Origin of the sequence: Hymenobacter sp. 5516J-16 (assembly GCF_022919335.1) — a bacterium.
GTDB lineage: Bacteria > Bacteroidota > Bacteroidia > Cytophagales > Hymenobacteraceae > Hymenobacter > Hymenobacter sublimis.
In genome coordinates, this window is sequence record NZ_CP095058.1 from 1,564,471 (window position 1) to 1,583,223 (window position 18,753).

General features: G+C 58.7%; 15 protein-coding genes and 3 pseudogenes. 4 read left to right on the forward strand and 14 right to left on the reverse strand.

The features are described from left to right. The first annotated feature begins 161 nt into the window (after window positions 1–161). The gene (locus MUN84_RS07660) at window positions 162–1,724 is read left to right on the forward strand and encodes a DNA integrity scanning protein DisA nucleotide-binding domain protein (protein ID WP_244697337.1); all 1,563 of its coding nucleotides are present in this window, start codon (window positions 162–164) and stop codon (window positions 1,722–1,724) included. 44 nt (window positions 1,725–1,768) lie between these two features. Here MUN84_RS07660 and MUN84_RS07665 read toward each other — a convergent pair whose 3' ends face one another. From MUN84_RS07665 to MUN84_RS07685, 5 genes are all read right to left on the reverse strand, one after another. Further along, window positions 1,769–2,263, reverse strand: coding sequence for a hypothetical protein (locus MUN84_RS07665; protein WP_244697338.1), 495 nt, complete (start codon window positions 2,261–2,263; stop codon window positions 1,769–1,771). Window positions 2,264–2,475: 212 nt separating this feature from the next. Then, a complete protein-coding gene (locus tag MUN84_RS07670; protein WP_244697339.1) occupies window positions 2,476–2,985 on the reverse strand; it encodes a PaaI family thioesterase in 510 nt (169 codons plus the stop codon). A 289-nt stretch (window positions 2,986–3,274) separates the two neighbouring features. After that, complete coding sequence (locus tag MUN84_RS07675) at window positions 3,275–4,519, reverse strand: hypothetical protein (protein WP_244697340.1); 1,245 nt, start codon at window positions 4,517–4,519, stop codon at window positions 3,275–3,277. 3 nt (window positions 4,520–4,522) lie between these two features. After that, window positions 4,523–5,281, reverse strand: a complete 759-nt coding sequence (locus MUN84_RS07680; protein ID WP_244697341.1) for a hypothetical protein — start codon at window positions 5,279–5,281, stop codon at window positions 4,523–4,525. Window positions 5,282–5,399: 118 nt separating this feature from the next. After that, complete coding sequence (locus MUN84_RS07685) at window positions 5,400–5,963, reverse strand: RNA polymerase sigma factor (protein WP_244697342.1); 564 nt, start codon at window positions 5,961–5,963, stop codon at window positions 5,400–5,402. Window positions 5,964–6,166: 203 nt separating this feature from the next. Here MUN84_RS07685 and MUN84_RS07690 point away from each other — a divergent pair, with 203 nt between their 5' ends. Next, entirely contained in the window at window positions 6,167–6,727 is a 561-nt protein-coding gene (locus MUN84_RS07690; protein ID WP_244697343.1) for a hypothetical protein, read from the forward strand. A 58-nt stretch (window positions 6,728–6,785) separates the two neighbouring features. Here MUN84_RS07690 and MUN84_RS07695 read toward each other — a convergent pair. Then, window positions 6,786–8,317 (reverse strand): annotated as a pseudogene (locus tag MUN84_RS07695) (aldehyde dehydrogenase family protein). 313 nt (window positions 8,318–8,630) lie between these two features. Between MUN84_RS07695 and MUN84_RS07700 the strand changes: the two are divergent. Both MUN84_RS07700 and MUN84_RS07705 read left to right on the forward strand, forming a co-directional pair. Then, a complete protein-coding gene (locus MUN84_RS07700) occupies window positions 8,631–9,053 on the forward strand; it encodes a hypothetical protein (RefSeq protein ID WP_244697344.1) in 423 nt (140 codons plus the stop codon). Between the two features lie 204 nt (window positions 9,054–9,257). Then, on the forward strand, window positions 9,258–9,515 hold the full coding sequence (locus MUN84_RS07705) for a hypothetical protein (protein WP_244697345.1): 258 nt from the start codon (window positions 9,258–9,260) through the stop codon (window positions 9,513–9,515). Window positions 9,516–9,626: 111 nt separating this feature from the next. Here MUN84_RS07705 and MUN84_RS07710 read toward each other — a convergent pair whose 3' ends face one another. The 8 genes and pseudogenes from MUN84_RS07710 to secA all read right to left on the reverse strand — a co-directional run bounded on the left by MUN84_RS07710 (window position 9,627) and on the right by secA (window position 18,739). Continuing rightward, a complete protein-coding gene (locus MUN84_RS07710; protein WP_244697346.1) occupies window positions 9,627–11,138 on the reverse strand; it encodes a Do family serine endopeptidase in 1,512 nt (503 codons plus the stop codon). Between the two features lie 312 nt (window positions 11,139–11,450). Beyond that, window positions 11,451–11,867: an Hsp20/alpha crystallin family protein gene (locus tag MUN84_RS07715; protein WP_244697347.1), complete on the reverse strand. Its 417-nt coding sequence runs from the start codon at window positions 11,865–11,867 to the stop codon at window positions 11,451–11,453. 518 nt (window positions 11,868–12,385) lie between these two features. After that, window positions 12,386–13,583 (reverse strand): annotated as a pseudogene (locus MUN84_RS07720) (M20 metallopeptidase family protein). Window positions 13,584–13,605: 22 nt separating this feature from the next. Further along, on the reverse strand, window positions 13,606–14,001 hold the full coding sequence (locus MUN84_RS07725; protein WP_244697348.1) for a hypothetical protein: 396 nt from the start codon (window positions 13,999–14,001) through the stop codon (window positions 13,606–13,608). Between the two features lie 40 nt (window positions 14,002–14,041). Next, complete coding sequence (locus tag MUN84_RS07730) at window positions 14,042–14,509, reverse strand: hypothetical protein (protein ID WP_244697349.1); 468 nt, start codon at window positions 14,507–14,509, stop codon at window positions 14,042–14,044. Window positions 14,510–14,547: 38 nt separating this feature from the next. After that, a complete protein-coding gene (gene deoC / locus MUN84_RS22885; RefSeq protein ID WP_262920668.1) occupies window positions 14,548–14,874 on the reverse strand; it encodes a deoxyribose-phosphate aldolase in 327 nt (108 codons plus the stop codon). Further along, window positions 14,850–15,224, reverse strand: a complete 375-nt coding sequence (gene deoC / locus MUN84_RS22890; RefSeq protein ID WP_262920669.1) for a deoxyribose-phosphate aldolase — start codon at window positions 15,222–15,224, stop codon at window positions 14,850–14,852. Before deoC (MUN84_RS22890) ends, deoC (MUN84_RS22885) begins: the two co-directional genes overlap by 25 nt. 114 nt (window positions 15,225–15,338) lie before the next feature. After that, window positions 15,339–18,739, reverse strand: a pseudogene (gene secA / locus MUN84_RS07740) (preprotein translocase subunit SecA). Window positions 18,740–18,753 lie beyond the last annotated feature (14 nt).

An 18,753-nucleotide genomic window follows, 5' to 3' on the forward strand; every position in this document is an offset into this window, starting at 1 on the left:
GCTTCCGCAGAATATAGCCTATCGGCTGCGCGTTTGCAGGCAACGTTGGGGCGGTTATTGGTCTCTTTAAAGTAGTTTCTCCTTGTGTGCGTCAGCCTAGAGTACCCAGGCTGGCAAGTTCAGGTCTGGCCCTGGCGTAGAACTGACTTTCTCTTTCCGTTATGCTTTCCCCCCTGCCGCTGCTTTCCGCCCCGCCCGTTGCCTTTGGCACGCCGCTACCCTTGCCCACCAGCTTTTCTATCTGGCCCTACCAAACGCGCTTCCGGCAGGCGGCGCAAACCGTGGCGCAAGGCATATTCGATGCCCTGGACGAGGACCTGGCTCCCTACGTGATGCTGCTGGCCCTGCCGGCCGAAGTAGACGAGGCCGTGGAAGCCGTGCCGGTGTGCCTGGAGCCCATCGACTGCGGACTGAACTCGGAGGCTTTTGCCGAGGCCCAGGCCCGCGGCCGGTACTACCGCTACCTGCAGCCCTGGAACTCACCCGACCGGGAGCTGATGAGCGAGGAAATGATTCAGCGCAAGCAAACGGCCCTGGGGCTGCGTCAGGCCGTGCAGGAAGTACTGGATGAGCTGGCCATTGGCTCCCGTTACCTGTACTTTGCCGGGGCGCCCGTACCCATCAACCAGCACTCCGTGGTGCCGGTGCTGCGCCTCAACCGCAAGGCCATGCAGGCCTACCCTACCCTCCAGAAAAACCGGTACTACACCGATGGCCGCCTGCTTTCGCACTCCCTGCTGATGGCGGCGGTGCTGCGCTTTCACGAGGAATGCTTGAAATCGTTGACCGAGCCCGAGCCCGGCTCCGGCCTGCTGGTGCGCCCCCGCGACACCGACGAGATTATTCGCTCGGCCGGCAAGCTGTTTATGGATACGCCGGCCCAGGACCTGGGCACCAACCCGGCCGCGGCCAAGCTGTTCACCACCTGCAATACCATTTCCTCCCTGCGTTACGAGGGGGCCGAAGGGGTAGGCAAGGTGGTGCTGGCCCGGCGCGGCCACCCCAACCTCTCGGAGGTATTCGCCCTCACCTGCCCTACCCCGCTCACCGACTACCGGGCCGTGCGTAAGCTGCTCGAAATGACTACCCCCGACGTGAGTTTGCTAGCCGATGGCGAAAATGTGTACGCCCTGGGTCGCCAAGTGGGCCAGTACGATGCCAGCCGGGAAGACCTGTTTGTTATCAACTTTGTGAACCACTACGCCTGGGAGTTTCAGCACGGGGGGCAAGTGCTCATGCGCGCCCACTACGGCATGCCCAGCCTGCCGCGCACCCGCCTGCACCGGGCCCGCTTCCGCCGCGACTTAAAGCACATATTCCAGCTCACCGACCCCGTCAAAATAGAGCGACTCTGGGACGTGGTAGTAGAAGCCAGCCGCCAGAAGCACGGCACCCTGCTCGTTATTACCACCGAAGCCCTGGCCGAAGCCGACCGCCTCAAGCTACAATGCACCCTGATTGAGCCCGTGCCGCTGACGCCCTTAATCACGCGCCTGGTCACGGCCATCGACGGAGCCGTGCTCCTCGACCCGGAAGGCTACTGTTACTCCATCGGCGTCATTCTCGATGGCAAGGCTTCTGGCCACGGCACCAGCACCCGCGGGGCCCGCTACAACTCCGCCATTCGCTACGTCGACAGCTCCCCCTACCCCTGCCTAGCCATCGTAGTCAGCGAAGACGGCCTAGTCGACGTCATCACCAAGGAAAGCCTGCGGGAAGAGTAAGCAAAACGGGCGTTAATCGGCTTTTGCCAACTTGGCCAATTGCTTCAACTCGGCAGATCTGACGCTTCGGAGTTCTTGGCTGCGGTTGCAGATGCTGGTAGCAAAATAAGGGGCAATAGGTGTGGGCGCCCCCCATACAGCGAAGCTTTTTCGCTGACCTGGAATGCATACACCAACTGCGTGGAGCCCACGTTGAACCGTATGCCACACGCGGAGCCCTGCGTTTCAGTGGATACAAAAACGATGGGTCCGCTAGGTTGGCCTTTGAACTGCCGCGCCACGGCCAAGGTATAGCGTAACGTTTCGCGCCGGATCAGGCGTATGCGCTGCTCAACCGGCCCCCGGTCCGATACTTGCACCGTGTCGGTTGTTACAATGGTTTCCACGCCCGTTACCCGTCCCACGAATATCAGGGCATCCTGCTGGTAGGCCGCCGCAATTTTCTGCTTCTCAGAACCGCCCCTGTCAACGCAGGAGCAGGCTTTCGCGCCGGATGCTTGAATAAGCAGCAGTAGCACAAGCATTAGAATGATCTTCATACTAGAAGGGAGGTTATGGTCCGTCTTCTACCTACCCGCATGCACCTCCTCTGGGGAAAAGAAGTACGCAGAAACGGTTGCGGGAGGAAGGCTTTGCTACTGGATGCTAACCAGTACTCTATTCCACATCGGCCGCCCATAATTTTTCCTTCGCCAGCTAAAAGAATCAGGTATAGTTACTGATTACTACCTGCTACCCTCGCACCTCAACTTTACTTTAGTTTTGCCCGGAACGACCAAGTGATGCGAAACGTGGCCACTACGTCGCCGGCTTGGTCTAGGCCAGTGCTGGTGCATACGACCGTCCGGCCCTCGCCAGTCGCGCGGCTTTCAGCAATGGCCTGGCCAATGGCGGCCCCGTCTGCGCTGGTGAAGCGGATGAGGCCCACGGCCTTTTTGTTGAATTCGGCCTCCAGCCCTACTACCAACATAGAAACCGGTGAGCCGCTTTGCACGTGCATCATGGCTAGCAGGCCACTGGCCATTTCGGCAGCCATGCTCAGGCAGGCAAAATAGATGCTTCGGAACGGGTTCTGGGTAAGATACTTATACGGCACCGTGACGGTAGCTCGTTCCGGCGTCAGCTCCGCTACCCGCAGCCCGGCCAAGTAAGCCATGGGCAGGCGCCGCAGCATAAAAAGCCGCAGCTTCAGGGGGTTGCTGATGTCGCGGCAGAATTTTTCCATCCGACCAGTGTCGGGCGCAAGGGGTTGGGTAGTCATGGCCTTGAGGATGAGTTGGGCGGAAGTTAGGGCCTTTTAGGGAAGCCTTGCCCTTTCAGGTAGCGGCCTCGAAAACTGAGTTCATGGTTAGCGCTAGTACTCGTAGGTAAGGCTTTTGCGGCGGAGCTCCAACTCCGGCAGCTCACCAATAACCAGCGCGGCAGTGGTGTACGCCACATTGCCAGCCGCTGCCCGCCCGTGACACGCCCAAAAGCCAGGAGGCGAACAGTAAATAAGTTTACCGTTCGCCTCCTGGCTTTTGGACGTTGTGTTTCGTGAGCGTAAACGCCTAGCGCCGGAAGCTCACGTTGCCGTAGCGCACTTTGATATTGACGTTGCCTGCCCTGCGAGTTTGTACGGCTCCGAAGCTGCCTTGCATATCGGTAGTAGAGGGGCTGCTTTCCTCAGAATCAACTCTCACCAACCGTTTGTCTACCAACAGCTTGCCGTGGTCGGTATTGACATCAAAGTTAAAGCCGGCTCCGTCCGGGAAGTTGAGCAGAATGGTGCTGTAGCCCCCGTCCACGTTGATCTGCCGAAAGTTTTTGCCGGTGCTACGCACTTCAAAGCTGGGGCAGTACTGGAGCTTCATGTCTAGCTGGTTGCTGAGCTTATCAATGCTGAACTTAGAGAAGCCCGAGCTACCCCGCAGGTTGCGTACTGTACCCAGCACTACGTCGCCGTACTTGCTGTGCACCGTCAGGTCCTGCACCGAGCCAATGTCGATATCGGAGTAATTGTTGCGCAGCTCCACGGTGCCGCCTTCCGCCAGGCGCAGCTTGGAGTATGACGCATCTACGGTGACGCGGCGGGCGTAGGGCACGGCGCACTGAGCGTTACCGACCCGGATGGAGTTGCGGGGTCCCTCCAAACGGGCCGTGCGCAGGCTGCCGTACTCAATGGCTAGCTCCGTGGCCCCGGTCAGGTCACTGGTCAGACTGATTTCGCCGAACGTGTTGTGCAGGGCCAGGGGCGTATCCTTGGGCACCCACACGGTGTAATTCACCTCGTAGAGCTTGGTGCGGCTCCAACACTCCCGGGGCATGGCTCCGAAGCGGGAACGGGCCGTGATGCCCCCGGTGGCGGGGTCTTGGTCCTGGAGCTGCACCTGAATCATATCCTGCAGCTGCTGGGCTTTCTCTTCCGTTTCAGCGCGGGTAATGATGTCCACGTCGGTGCGGATTTCAGCCCGGTTCCACACGTTCACCTGCACCCGACCGTAACGGGTATCCAGGGTGTAGAGCTTGGTGGCACTGGCCGGAAACGTTCGGCTAAGTTTGCGCACTTTTTCCACCGCTGGAGTAGGCTGCGCCTCATCTTGGGGCCCTTGACCGCTGCTCTGCCGCGCGTCTAGCGGGCTACCCTGCTCAGCAGCGCCAAGCGAAGTCGTTACAGTAGGCTGCTCGTAATGTACCGTGGTATGGTCGGGAGTTGCTGATAGCTGAGCCCAGGCAGGGCCGCCGGCCACACCCAATACCCCAGTGAGGGCCAACAGGCGCCCTACGTGGCTAGCGGAAAGCAAAGAACGGTGCATAACCTAGGGAGTTCGGCGGCTCTCCGTCGCTATAAAGGGTTGGGAATGATAGTCGCGGATCTGCTCCCGGGTGCGTAGCTGCTGATTCAGCAAATCCAGCCGGATTTGCAGGTTGCGGTCCATGGCGTCCAGCACCACTTCCGGCTCCGGGTTGCGGTACAGCTCAGCGCGCAACTGCTGGTAGGTAGAGTCGAGGCCTTTGAGCTCCTGCTGCCAATCGGCCCGCGGGGCCGTGGCCGGCGCCTCCTTGTCTAAAGCCTGTAGTTCCTGCTGGCGTTCCGTAATTTGGGTAGCGTAGTACGTTTCCATGCGATGCACGGCACCGGCCAGTCGCTGCTCTGGCCCAGCGGTGGCGGGCGTGGCCAGCAGCCCAGCCGAGGATGCTGCCAGCGGCGGCTCTTCAGAAGCTGCTGTGGCGGGGCGGGCTACAGTTACCTGGTTGTTTCGCGTCCAGTGGGTAGCCTCAGAGCTATGCTGCCAGAACCAACCGCCCACCATGAGCAGGGCCGCAACAGCCGCTGCAATACCATAGGGGCGAGCCGAACGCACGGCGGTATCCGGGGCCAGCGAAGCGGCGGTGGTTTCCGTGGGCTGGGGAGCGTACAGGGGCACAACTTTTAGGGGAGCTACTTGCTCAGCAGCTTCCGGAAGGGTTAGTTCCAGCTCAATGTCGTCCCACAGATTCGGGCGCGGCTCGAACACATCGAAGTCGGCGCGGTGGCGCTCAACAAAGGCTTCCAGTCCGGTTTTCTTCTCGTTCATGTCAGGTGGTAATGGGCAGGCTGCTGTTTAGCGCGGCGAGCTGGTCTTGAATGGGGGTGGGCCAGCGCGACCAACAACAGTGGCAGCATCAGGTCGGGGATAAATCGGGGCGCTAGTACTACAATCCGTGCTGGCGAGCTAGCTCCAGGAGCTTCTTACGGGCGCGGCTGTACTGCGACTTCGAAGTGGATTCAGTGATGTTGAGAATACCGGCAATTTCAGCGTGGTCGTACCCTTCCAGCAAGTACAAGGAGAGCACCACCCGGTAGCCATCGGGCAGCTCTTGCACGCAACGCCGCACTACGTCGGCGCGCCAGCCTAAGTCTTCCATGTCGGGACCATGGTCGTCGTGGTCTGGGGCGGCCCCGTCGTGCTGGTCGCCCAGGGGCACCAACTGCAGGCGCCGGTTGCGCAGGCAGTTAATGCTTTTGTTGATGACGATGCGCTTCAGCCAAGAGCCGAACGAGGAGTCGCCTTTATAGCTGTGCAGCTCCCGGAAGGCACTCAGAAACGACTCCTGCAACACATCCTCGGCCTCGGCATAGTCGCCGGTGATGCGCAAAGAGGCGTTGAACATGGCTTTGGAGTAGCGCTTGTAAATTTCGGCCTGAGCCCGCCGGTCGCCTAGGCGGCACCGCTCAACTAGCGGGGCGTTGATATCGGTATACGAAAATGCCTCCATAGGGTGCGGCTGGGTTGGCGGGAGTTCGGAAACGGAAGAATCGTAAATATCCAACTTTCCGGGCAAAAACGACAGGTGCTCTTCAGGTAAGCAAGTGAAAGACAGTGGGCCGCGGGCAGGGTTGCACCGGGTTGCCATCTCACTGCTCATAGCTTATCTTGGAGCTCCATTTGTTTTTGCTCATCTATTATTTCACTATTAGTATGCGCCTGCATCATATCAGCCTGGGTTTGCTACTCACTGTCGGCTTAACATCATCCTGCGAGAAGATAGATTTTGGAGATGAAAGCGGTGTAACGGAGAAGACCATTGCCAACGTTCCGAATGGGCATGTTGATGAGTCGGACTGGAAGCTTGATGACAAATGGAATGACAAGGAAAAGGACTTATTCAAAGACCTACCGGTGGGCATTGATGGTACTAAATCCCGACTTGTGACCAATCAACAGTTTGGATTTTATCCTAATCCAGTAAAGCAATTCAGCACCTTTGGTTATAGTTTTGATTTGGCAAGTCAGGTAAGCGTGGGAACCCAAATCCGCTTTGTCATTGTGAACCGGAAATATAAAGTGATGCAGGAAGGCAACATTGCTTCTCGCAATACACCGTGGAATCCTCAAACTGGCTTGAGCGGGTTCAGTGTAAGCTTCACAGATGACAAGTACAAAAAAGGGGAGACCTACCGCATGTACTACGTTCTGTACGAACCAGAACAGCTCGCCTTCCTGGGAAAAGGCCACGGCGACATTGAAATAGCCGATTAATAAAAAAAGCCTGCTCAGTGTAGTGCTGAGCAGGCTTTTCAAGCGGTCCGCACGATACCTACACGTCGAACTTGATACCCTGGGCCAGGGGTAGCTGCGTGCTGTAGTTGATGGTGTTGGTTTGGCGGCGCATGTAGATGCGCCAGGCGTCGGAGCCGGACTCGCGGCCGCCGCCAGTTTCCTTCTCGCCCCCGAAAGCTCCCCCGATTTCAGCCCCGCTGGTGCCGATGTTGACGTTGGCAATGCCGCAGTCGGAGCCGGCGTGGCTGAGGTAGGTTTCCGTTTCGCGCATGTTCAGGGAGAAGATGCTGGAAGACAGCCCTTGGCGCACCCCGTTCTGGATGGCAATGGCCTCTTCTACCTCGCCGCTGTACTTAATTAGGTAGAGAATTGGGGCGAAGGTTTCTTCCTGCACCGTGTGGTACTCGTTGCAGGCTTCTACCAGTGCGGGCTTCACGTAGGTGCCGGTTTCGTAGCCAGCTCCTGCCAGCACTTCGCCCCCTATCAGCAGCGTGCCACCCTCCTGCTGCACCGCAGCCAGCGCCTGACTAAATGATTCAACAGCGGCCTTGTCAATCAGGGGGCCGACCAGGTTGCCGTCCTGCAAGGGGTGGCCGATGGGCAAGTTGGGGTAAATCTTGAGTAGGCGCGCTTTTACGTCCTCGAAAATACGCTCGTGGATGATGAGGCGGCGGGTGGTAGTGCAGCGCTGCCCGGCCGTGCCCACGGCCCCGAACACCACAGCCCGCATGGCCATGTCCAGGTCGGCGTGCTCCGTAAGGATGATGGCGTTATTACCGCCCAGCTCCAACAGGGCCCGGCCCAGGCGGCCGCCCACCACCTCGCCTACCTTCTTACCCATGCGCGTGCTACCCGTAGCCGACACCAGGGGCACGCGGGTATCGGCGGCCATGGCGGCTCCAATTTCCGCATCGCCAATGATGAGGTTGAAGATTCCCTCGGGCAGCTCATTTTCCCGGAGTACATCCTTGAGGATGTGCTGCACGGCTACCGCTACCAGCGGAGTTTTTTCGGAGGGCTTCCAGATGCACACGTCGCCGCACACGGCAGCTAGCATGGCGTTCCAGCTCCACACGGCCACCGGAAAGTTGAAGGCCGAAATAATGCCGACTACCCCCAGCGGGTGATACTGCTCGTACATGCGGTGGGCCGGCCGCTCCGAGTGCATGGTAAAGCCGTGCAGCTGCCGGGAGAGGCCCACGGCAAAGTCGCAGATGTCAATCATTTCCTGCACTTCGCCCAGGCCTTCCTGCAGGATTTTGCCCATTTCGTAGCTGACCAGCTTGCCCAGGGCCTCCTTGTTTTCGCGCAGCTTGTTGCCAATTTGCCGCACGATTTCCCCACGCTTGGGGGCTGGCACCAAGCGCCAAGTTTTAAACGCTTCCTGGGCTTGCTCTACTACCGTGTTGTACTCCTGGGGGTGGCAAAAGCTACCGTTCCAATCGGGTGGCCATCCGTGGGCGAGTGAATGGTGCGGGTGTGCTCATTGCTGGCGCCGCCCCACTGCAGGCCCGTACTCCAGGCTGCATTGCGAGCTTCCACGCCCAGCTCGCGCAGAACTTGCTGAATACCGTGGGGTCGTGTTCCTGCACGTCGGTGCCGGTAGCCAGAGCTTCTTCGAGGGCTTGTTTCATGTGGAATATGTAAGGGTTGGGGGGAAGGTGCGGTGGAAAGCTGGCGCTTGGCTCAGGGCTTGGTAGCTGTTACTTGGCCTAAAGCAGCGGCTTACTTTGCAAAACAAGGTATAAAAACTAACACCCGCGTGGTGCTATTACCGCGGCCACCGGCCCGGCGCGCCCACACCTCCTGTACCCGGCCGCGCCAATTACCGCCATAACCGGGCAGTATGTATTTTTGACCCGCGCTACCTTGCCTGCCCTCCATGTCTGCCCCCTATTCCGATTATCTACAACTTGCCCACCGCCCCGACTTACGCCTTCTTACGTTGCGCTGGCTGCGCGACGCTACTCTTCCGGAAGTTCAAATAGGCTGCCAGGCCGCACTTGAGCTAGCCCAGCAGCAGGGCGCAGCGCACTGGCTGGTGGATGTGCGCCGGCGCGTGGCCGTGCAGGCCGAAAACTCTGCTTGGATGGCCGATACATTTTTGCCCGCGGCAGCTACCGCCCTGCTACCTGCCCAGCTGTTGGTGGCCTACCTTATTTCGCCAACTCGCCTCGAAGCTATCAAACTGGAGCCGGCGGCTAAGCATGCGGCTATTATCCGTTCCCAGGACCCCGCGCAACCGTATCGGCTGCGGGTGTTTTTAAACGAGGCCGACGCCATCCAGTGGTTACACCCTGCTTAACAAGCATCGTTCCTGCTGCCGCTCGGCCATAGACAGCCTATCTTTCACGCATGCCTACTACCGTTTGTACCATCACCCGCGCCCCGATTTGGGCATCCTGGTGGCTCGGTGGGCCGCTGATGCCCGCCTTCGCAACTGCGGGCCGACTATTTCGCGGTTCTAGCCGCGGCGTCTCAGCACCAGCTAGGCCGCTGGCTGCTGGATGTGCGCCGCCGTGACCAGCTTGACCCTGAAATCGGACACTGGACAACGCACGAGTTCTATCTGCAAGCCGCCGCCCAACTGGCCCCGCAGCTTCTGCGCATTGCCGTTCTGTGTTCCCCGGCCCGGCTCAGCGTCTACGAAGTTGACCCCACGCAGCAGCAGTTCTTGGCCTTTGGCTTGGCCGCTGAGCGTCCTTACCAGTTGCGGCTGTTCATCGATGAAGGCCAGGCCATAGCTTGGGTAAAAGAACCAGCGTAGATGCTCGCCCTAGCAATGCAACCAACTAGGTTGCTTCAGTAGGTTGATAAAATCGAAAAAGCCCCTCCGCTACGCAGCGGAGGGGCTTTTTACGGAATAGCAACGAGCAGGTTATTGCGCCTGACCGATGGGGTAATAGGCTTTGCGGCCGTCGGGGTACACACCTTCCACCAGGGCGCCGTCCGTTTCTTTGGCGGCTTCGAGGTAGCGCTGCACGTCCTGGGGCTTAGACACCTTGTTCTTGTCAATACGGGTGATGATGAAGCCATCAGCAATGCCAGTTTCCCGGAAGTTGGAGCTTTTCACGCCGTTGATCTTCGCGCCGCCATCAATGCCCAGCTTGCTTTGCTCTTGGCGGGTTACGGGGGCCAGGGTAGCGCCTTCGTACTTCAGCGCCGTAGCTACTTCTTCCCGCACAATGTCGGTGGTGCCGGTGGAGTTGCGCAACGTAGCAGTAGATACGCGAGCATCAGTACCGCGCAGGTAGCTAACCTTGATTTTGTCGCCGGGACGGAAGCGGGCTACTTGCTCCTGCAGCTGCGAGGAGGTATTCACTTTCACTCCGTTGATTTCCGTGATGATGTCGCCTTCCTGCAAGCCGGCGTCAGCAGCTGAGCTGTTCTTGCCCAGGCTCATTACATACACGCCGTTCAAGGAGGCTAACTTCTTCTCGGAGGCCAATTGGGCATCTACCTCCCGAATCTGTACGCCGAGCAAAGCCCGCTGCACCGTCTTGTATTTCAGCAGGTCGTCAATCACCTTGCTCACAATGGAACTGGGTACGGCAAACGAATAGCCTTCAAACGAACCCGTGTGCGAGGCAATGGCAGAGTTAATGCCGATCAGGTCGCCGTTCAGGTTAACCAAGGCACCACCCGAGTTACCGGGATTTACCACTGCGTCCGTTTGCAGGAACGACTCGATGCCCATGTTATCCTCGCGGCGCAGGATGTTGATGTTCCGTCCTTTAGCCGAGATAATGCCGGCCGTAACGGTAGAGTTCAGGTTGAACGGGTTGCCCACGGCCAGTACCCACTCCCCTACTTTCACGTTGTCGGAGTTGCCGTAGCGCACGAAGGGCAGGTTATCAGCCTTTACTTTCAGCAGGGCCAGGTCAGTGTTGGGGTCGGCGCCTACTAGCTCCGCCTGGAACTTGCGCTTGTCGTCCATCACCACCTCAATCTTATCAGCCTTTTCAATCACGTGGTTGTTCGTGACGATGTAGCCGTTCGCGGCAATGATAACGCCCGAGCCAGAGCCCTGCTGTGGCCCCTGCTGGCGGCCCCGACCATGATATTGCTCTAAATCGTCGCCGAAGAACTGCCGCAGGAAGGGGTCCATGCGCGACATATCACCCTGGCCAGAAGCCTTAGGCGCGTACTCCGTCATGACGTGCACAACGGCCGGCGTCACGGAAGCCGCCGCGGCGGTAAAATTTAAGCCCTCGGGTACCGTATACGTGCTGTTACGCAACTCGCTGGTATAGCGAACGTTCGGGTCGGCGGCTACGGCCTGGGGCGCAAGGCCACGCTCCGGCTCCAGCAGCTTGTACCCACCCACAGCCACGCCTCCGCCCAAAATGGCGGAACCGAGCAGACCGAGCATCATTTGTTTTGCTTGCATGGGTAAGAAAGAGGTGAGATGAAAGATGTCGAGTTGAAAATACAACAGAATCGTGAGCGAACCATAACCTAGCGGCTCCGAGGTAGGCAGGGCAATTACTGGTTGCTACTTAACGCTAGATGCCCGGCAGATGGTGTCCGGTTGCATGTCTGTTGGAGGATAAAAACGACCCGTTGGTAGATTATTTCTGCCTCAGGATGCGGTTACCGCCCGGCGGTTAATGTAGTAACACGGAGGGCAAGAAAAAAGGCACCAATGCGCGGTGCCTTTTTTCCTGATGCCGCAGTTAGCGTACTTCAATGTGGTGCTTGGTCACCTTTTTGTTGTCGAAGGGATGGTCAGGCGGAGTACTCCGTCCTGAAGCTGGGCTTCAATAGCGGTTACGTCAACCGTATCAGGCAGGCGGAACGTACGGGTAAAGGTGCCGTAGCCGGACTCAACGCGGCGGAACTTAGGACCGGTTTCAGCTGCCTCCGGGGCTTTCCGCTCACCCGTTACGGTTAGCTTACCTTCCTGGAAGTCGATTTTCACGTTTTCCTTCGCTACGCCGGGCAGCATCAGGTGCAATTCAAAGCCCTGCTCCGACTCTACAATGTCGGCCTGGGGAATAAAGCTCTGGGAAGGAGCCGCTTGCGTAGGCAGCGTATCACGCAGCATTTCATTTAATACCGAGCTAATAGCACGGGTAGGACGCAAAGCGGGCAGATTGTTATACAGAAGCGTTGCCATGGTAAAATAGAAGTTAGCGTTAGTGGTAATGTGTTCTAGTGTCTAGTCGGACACACCCTACTTCTATAAAATCTATACCAAACGCTAAAAGCTAAATTATTATGACAACTTGTCTTATTTCACAATAGAGGCAAATGACATCTTTATCAGATCAAAGCCACTATCGGCTTTACAAGCATCCAAACGCAATTTATTACCTGACCGATGCTATGCCTTTTTGACATTGACACCATGTAACGCATCCAACTACTGCAGCCATCCACGGTAGATTCAAGCCCCAACTTAGTTTTTTTAACCTTCCAGATTAGTGTTGTATCTGCTACCATCAGCTCTTAATACATAGAATAAATTAATGCCTTGGTTAGCAATATACTACCACCTTGATTTGCATGTCAGACCATATAGGCGGGCACAGCGAACGGCCTCCACCAAGATTAATTCTTTGGGTTAATCTTGGTAGAGGCCGTTCGCTGTGCCCCAGATGGAAGGAGATTAGTTATTGTATCTTACACAGGCTACTACTTTTCAGCCAATTCACGCACAGCTAGCCAGGCCATGAGGCCGGGCCAGTTTCCAGGGCCTGGGGGTCAATATCAAATGTTGGGGTGTGGACTGAAGAGGTGTAGCGGCTGCTACCATCTACGGCGGCCGTGCCCAAACGGTAGAAACAGGCGCTGGTGGCCTGACTGAAGTAGGCGAAGTCTTCAGCGGCCATCCACTGGTCCAGCTCCACCACGTTTTCGCGGCCCAGGTACTCCACGGCGGCCTGCTCAGTGCGGGCCGTGAGGGCGGGCTCGTTTTCCAAGTAGGGGTAGCCCCTACGGATTTCTAGCTCGCAGCTGGCGCCCATGCTTTCGGCCAGTCCTTCGCACAGGCGGCGCAGATGCTCGTGGGCCTCGTTGCGCCATTCCTCATTCAGCGTCCGGAAAGTGCCTTCCAGGTATACTTCGTTGGGAATGACGTTGGTAGCACCCTGGGCAATGACCTTCCCAAACGACAGTACCGAAGGCAGCTTGGGGTTGGCTCGGCGGCTCACAATCTGCTGGGCGGCCACAATAAGGTGGGCCGCTACCAGCACGGGGTCAATATTTTGTTCCGGCATGGCTCCGTGGCCGCCCTTACCGCGCACGGTCAGGTACAGCTCGTCGGTGCTGGCCATGTAGCGGCCGGCACGCAAGCCAATTTTGCCGGCCGGCAGACGCGGAAATACGTGCTGACCCAGCACGCTGGCCGGCCGGGGGTTTCCAATACACCTTCCTGAATCATAAGCGAAGCGCCGCCGGGTAGCACTTCCTCGCCGGGCTGAAACATCAGCTTCACCGTGCCCTCGAACTCCTCGCGGAGCTGCACCAGAATGCGGGCTACCCCCAGCAGGGACGAGGTGTGCACATCGTGGCCACAGGCGTGCATCACGCCCGGATTCGTCGATTTGTAGGCTACCTCATTTTGCTCCGTAATGGGTAGGGCATCCATGTCGGCGCGCAGGGCCACGGTGCGGGAGCCGGGGTTGCGCCCTTCAATGAGCGCCACTACGCCCGTATTGGCAATGGGTTGGGTGGGCAGGCCCAATTGGCGGAGCTGCTCGGTCACGAAAGCTACCGTCTGGTGCTCCTGGAACGACAGCTCGGGGTGGGCGTGCAGGTGCTCGCGCAGGGCGACGGTTTCGGCCGCCATTTCGGCCGCCAGGGTTTTGATGCGCGGAATCAGGTGCAGCATATGCCAGGAATGGGAAACAGGTCTATTCAAATAAAACGCTCAGGTGCGGGCGCACCGTCAGGAGCATGGAACGGCCCACGGTATTGGGGTTGAACGCGGCTTCATCCTGCTCAATGGAGAAAGAAATTCGGCTCACCAACACGCAGTCCGGAAACTCCAGGTAGTGGCCACGCTGGTCGTTGTTGTAGCGAATTCGCCCGCGCACGGCCACCGTAAAATCAAGCAAAACTGCTTTCGTATTCACCTGCAGCAGCGTCACGTCTACTACCCCAGCGTGGGGCCAGAGAGTTACCAATAGGCGCAGCCCGTCCTGCTCAACTTGAGAATGAATGCCGCCCCCACTACCCTCCGTGGGCACCACCTCTAGCCCCTGCAGCAGGTCCAGCTCGTCCCAGTGCAGCTCCCGGACCAGCGCCACGGCTAGAAAGTGGTCTTGTTGATAATCACCTGGGCCGACTCTAGCTCGGCCTTGGGAGCCAGCGGCCGGATGCGCAACAGGGCCTGCTCGGCCTCCAGGCGGGTAAGGTAGTCGCCAATCCAGAGGCGGAAAATGGGCTGCTTGTAGCCCAGGTAATCGGTTTCCTCGGGCAGCGGCTGATAACGGCCCGGCGCACGGCCATGGCCTGCTCCTTCTGCAAGCCCACGTACGCCAGAATGCGGTAGCCCTGGGCATACTTCACGTTCTGGTTGGTGAAGGCCTGGTCGCGCAGGCGCTGCTCAATCTGGGGGTTACGTGGTTGGTGGGCGCCACCACGCGGGCGGGCCCGGCGGGCGCGGCAACGGGCGCTTTCGGAGCCGCAAAAACTGGCCGGTAGCGGCTCAAGTCTTCGGCGGGGACAGTGGGGCCTGGGCGGCAGTGGTGGGAGCCCGGCGCGTGGTATCCGCCGCACTCGTACTGGCGGGTGCGCCGGGGCCGGAGGAAGCACAGGCTCCCAGGGAAAATAAAGCAGACAGCAGCAACACGTTACGTAGCGGATGTTTCATGGGAGTTTTCTTGCAGCAAAGTCAGGCTGTTGGAGGAGCCAATCCGGTCGGCGCCGGCGGCCAGCAGGGCCAGGGCGGCCGTGCGGGTGCGGATGCCGCCTGAAGCCTTGATCCGGATGCTGCCGGGAAGAGAGCGGCGCATCAGCATGATGTCCGCCACAGAGGCGCCGCGGCTGGCAAAGCCGGTGGACGTTTTCACGAAGTCGGCGCCCGCCTCCTGGCAGAGCTGGCAGGCCGTTATGATTTCGTCCTCGGTGAGCAGGGCCGTTTCAATAATCACCTTCAGAATGGCCCGCGCAGGTGACACAACTCCGCTAGCTGCCCAATTTCTTCTTCCACCTCTGCCAGCCGGCCGGCCTTAAGCGCGCCTACATTAATGACCATATCCAGCTCGGTAGCACCTTCCGCCAGGGCCTGATGCGCCTCAAAGAATTTGACTTTCGAGGAAGAATACCCCAGCGGAAACCCGATTACTGTGCACACGGGCACGCCCGTATTCAGCAGCTGCCCCACGGCAAAGCGCACGTAGCACGGCGGCACGCATACACTAGCAAAATGGTGCGCGGCTGCTTCCTGGCAGAGTTGCGTAATCTGATCGGGGGTAGCATCCTGCCGGAGCAGCGTGTGGTCGATGGTAGCGGCAATCTTCTGCGACATAGGAAGGCAAAGGTAACAGACGGAAACGGTAGCCTAGACGGCCCCGCATGCTACAACAAACGGGCCGCGCTTCCAACTGGAAACGCGGCCCGCCCGTAATTTACCGGCTGATGGTTAGTCGATCAGCACGGCGCGGTCATTCAGCAGGTCGTCTTCAACGGACTTGAACTTCACGTCGCGCACGATGCGGCCGTCCATGTACTGCACGCTCACCTTCTCGTTACGGTTGGCAACCTTCTGCGACTTGGCTGGCTGTTGCTTTTCCAGCACCTGGGCACCGTCCTGCTCCAGATCTTCCGGGCCTGCTCCGAGCGAGACCGACGATATTTCTTTCTCGGCCTTCAGCTTGGGCTGGGGCGGCGCTACGGGCAGCTCGTCTTCGGTAAAATACTCGGGCTCGTCGTAGCCATCCTGGCCGGGCTGCATGGGCACGTCGGCGCGGAACAGGAACTGAATAGTATCCTCGTTCACCTTGCCAATCATCCGCTTGAACAGCTCGAATGACTCGAACTTATAGACCAGCAACGGGTCTTTCTGCTCGTACACGGCGTTCTGCACTACCTGCTTCAGGTCGTCCATGGCGCGCAGGTGCTTGGTCCAGGCCTCGTCGATAACCGACAGCACTACTACCTTTTCCATGCCCCGAATTACGTCGTGGCCGCCGGTAGCCTGAGCGCGACGCAGGTTGGCAACGGCCTGAATCTGCTTGCGGCCATCGGTGAAGGGAATGGCAATGTTCTCGTAGGGCGAGTTCTGGCTCAGCAGGTCGTTGATCAGGGCAGGGAGTTGCCAGCAATGAACTCGTTCTTGCTGTGGTAATAGCCTAAGGCTTCATCGTAGAGCTTCTGAGTAAGCTGCCCGGCCTGCATGCCGCCCAAATCCTGGGCCGTTAGGTGGGTGTCGTAACCGAACACGCGAATGATGGCCAGCTTAAAGTCTTCGTAATCGTTATTGCCTTTGTGGCCCACCACAATGTCCTCGCAGACGTCGTAGATCATGTTCCAGATGTCCAGCTCCAGACGCTCGCCGTGCAGGGCATTGCGGCGGCGCTTGTACACTACCTCGCGCTGGGCGTTCATCACGTCGTCGTACTCGAGCAGGCGCTTGCGGATGCCGAAGTTATTTTCTTCCACCTTCTTCTGGGCGCGCTCAATGGAAGAGGTAATCATGGAGTGCTGAATCACTTCGCCTTCCTCCAGACCCATGCGGTCCATGAGCTTGGCAATGCGGTCCGAGCCGAACAAGCGCATCAGGTTGTCTTCCAGGCTCACGAAGAACTGCGAGGAGCCTGGGTCGCCCTGGCGGCCGGCGCGGCCCCGCAACTGGCGGTCCACGCGGCGCGACTCGTGGCGCTCCGTGCCGATAATGGCCAGACCACCCGATTCTTTGGAGGTTTCCTTGAGCTTGATGTCGGTACCACGGCCGGCCATGTTGGTGGCAATGGTCACGGTGCCAGGGTAGCCCGCGCCAGCCACGATTTCGGCCTCACGCTGGTTTTGCTTGGCGTTCAGAACCTGGTGAGGAATACCGCGCAGCTTCAGCATACGGCTTACCAGCTCCGAAATTTCTACGGAGGTAGTACCTACCAGCACCGGGCGGCCGGCTTGCACCAGGGTCTGGATTTCTTCGGCTACGGCGTTGTACTTCTCGCGTACCGTTTTATATACCTTGTCGTGCTCGTCTTTGCGGGCAATGCCGCGGTTGGTGGGGATTACCACCACGTCGAGCTTGTAGATTTCCCAGAACTCGCCGGCTTCGGTTTCGGCCGTACCCGTCATGCCACCCAGCTTGTGGTACATGCGGAAGTAGTTCTGCAAGGTTACCGTGGCGTAGGTCTGGGTAGCGTCTTCCACGCGCACGTTTTCCTTGGCCTCAATAGCTTGGTGCAAACCATCGGAGTAGCGGCGGCCTTCCATCACGCGGCCGGTCTGCTCATCCACAATCTTCACCTTACCGTCGTCGGTGAGAATGTACTGGTCATCCTTCTCGAACAGGGTGTAGGCTTTCAGCAGCTGGTTGATAGTGTGGATACGCTCCGACTTCTCCTGGAAGTCGTCCATGAGCTTTTCCTTGGTGTGTAGCTTCTCCTCCCCGCTCAGGCTGGGGTCTTTCTCGATGTTGGCTAGCTCAGTGCCAATATCGGGCATGATGAAGAAGTTGTGGTCTTCGCCTTGGCCGGTAATTAGGTCGATGCCTTTTTCGGTCAGCTCGATCTGGTTGTTTTTCTCGTCGATGGTGAAGAACAGCGGCTCATCGGCCTTGGGCATCTGGCGCTGGTTGTCCTGCAGGTAGTGGTTCTCCGTTTTCTGCAGCACGGCGCGCATGCCGGTTTCCGACAGGAACTTGATCAGGGGCTTGCTCTTGGGTAGGCCGCGGTAGGCGCGGAACAGCATCAGGCCGCCCTCGCCTTCCTTAGGGCCGTCTTTACCTTCTTTGATCAGCTTGCGGGCCTCCACGAGGTAGTTCTGCACCTGCTTTTTCTGGGCGTCCACCAGCATCTGAATGCGGGGCTTGAGCTGGTAGAACTCGTGCACATCACCGCGGGGCACGGGACCGGAAATGATGAGCGGGGTCCGGGCGTCGTCAATCAGTACGGAGTCCACTTCGTCGACCATGGCGTAGTGGTGGCGGCGCTGCACCAGCTCCTGCGGGTCGCGGGCCATGTTGTCGCGCAGGTAGTCGAAGCCAAACTCGTTGTTGGTGCCGTAGGTAATGTCGGCCAGGTAAGCCTGCCGGCGGGCATCCGTGTTGGGCTGGTGCTTATCGATGCAGTCCACGGTGATGCCGTGAAACTCAAACAACGGCGCATTCCACTCTGAGTCGCGCTTGGCCAGGTAGTCGTTTACCGTTACCAGGTGCACGCCGCGGCGGGCCAAGGCATTCAGGAAGGCAGGCAGCGTCGAAACCAGGGTTTTGCCCTCGCCCGTCGCCATTTCGGAAATCTTGCCCTGGTGCAACACCACGCCGCCGATAATCTGCACGTCGTAGTGAATCATGTCCCAGGTAACGTCGGCCCCGGCGGCCTTCCACTTGTTGCTCCAGATGGCTTTGTCGCCCTGAATAGTCACGTTGGGCTTGCGCTGGGCGTACTCCCGGTCGTAATCGGTGGCAGTTACTACCAGCTGGCCGTTCTGGGTGTAGCGGCGGGCCGTTTCCTTGGCAATGGCGAAGGCTACGGGCAGCACTTCCATCAGTACTACTTCCAACTCCTTGTTGCGCTGCTTTTCCAGCGTATCAATCTGGTCGAAGAGCTGTTCTTTCTGCACGGCGTCCAGGGAAGCATCGTCGTTGATGCGCTGGTGCAGGGCCGCAATTTGGTCGTCGATGGCTTTCAGGTAGGCGTCGATCCGGGCCCGAACCTCGTCGGTACGGGCGCGCAGCTCATCGTCGCTGAGTTGTGCCAGTTTGGCATATTCGGCGTTTACGAGCGCCACGTACGGAACAATCTCCTTCAAATCCCGGTCCGACTTAGAACCGAAAATCTTGGCGACGGTTTTCCCTAGAAAATCAAACATGCTGGTTTACCTTA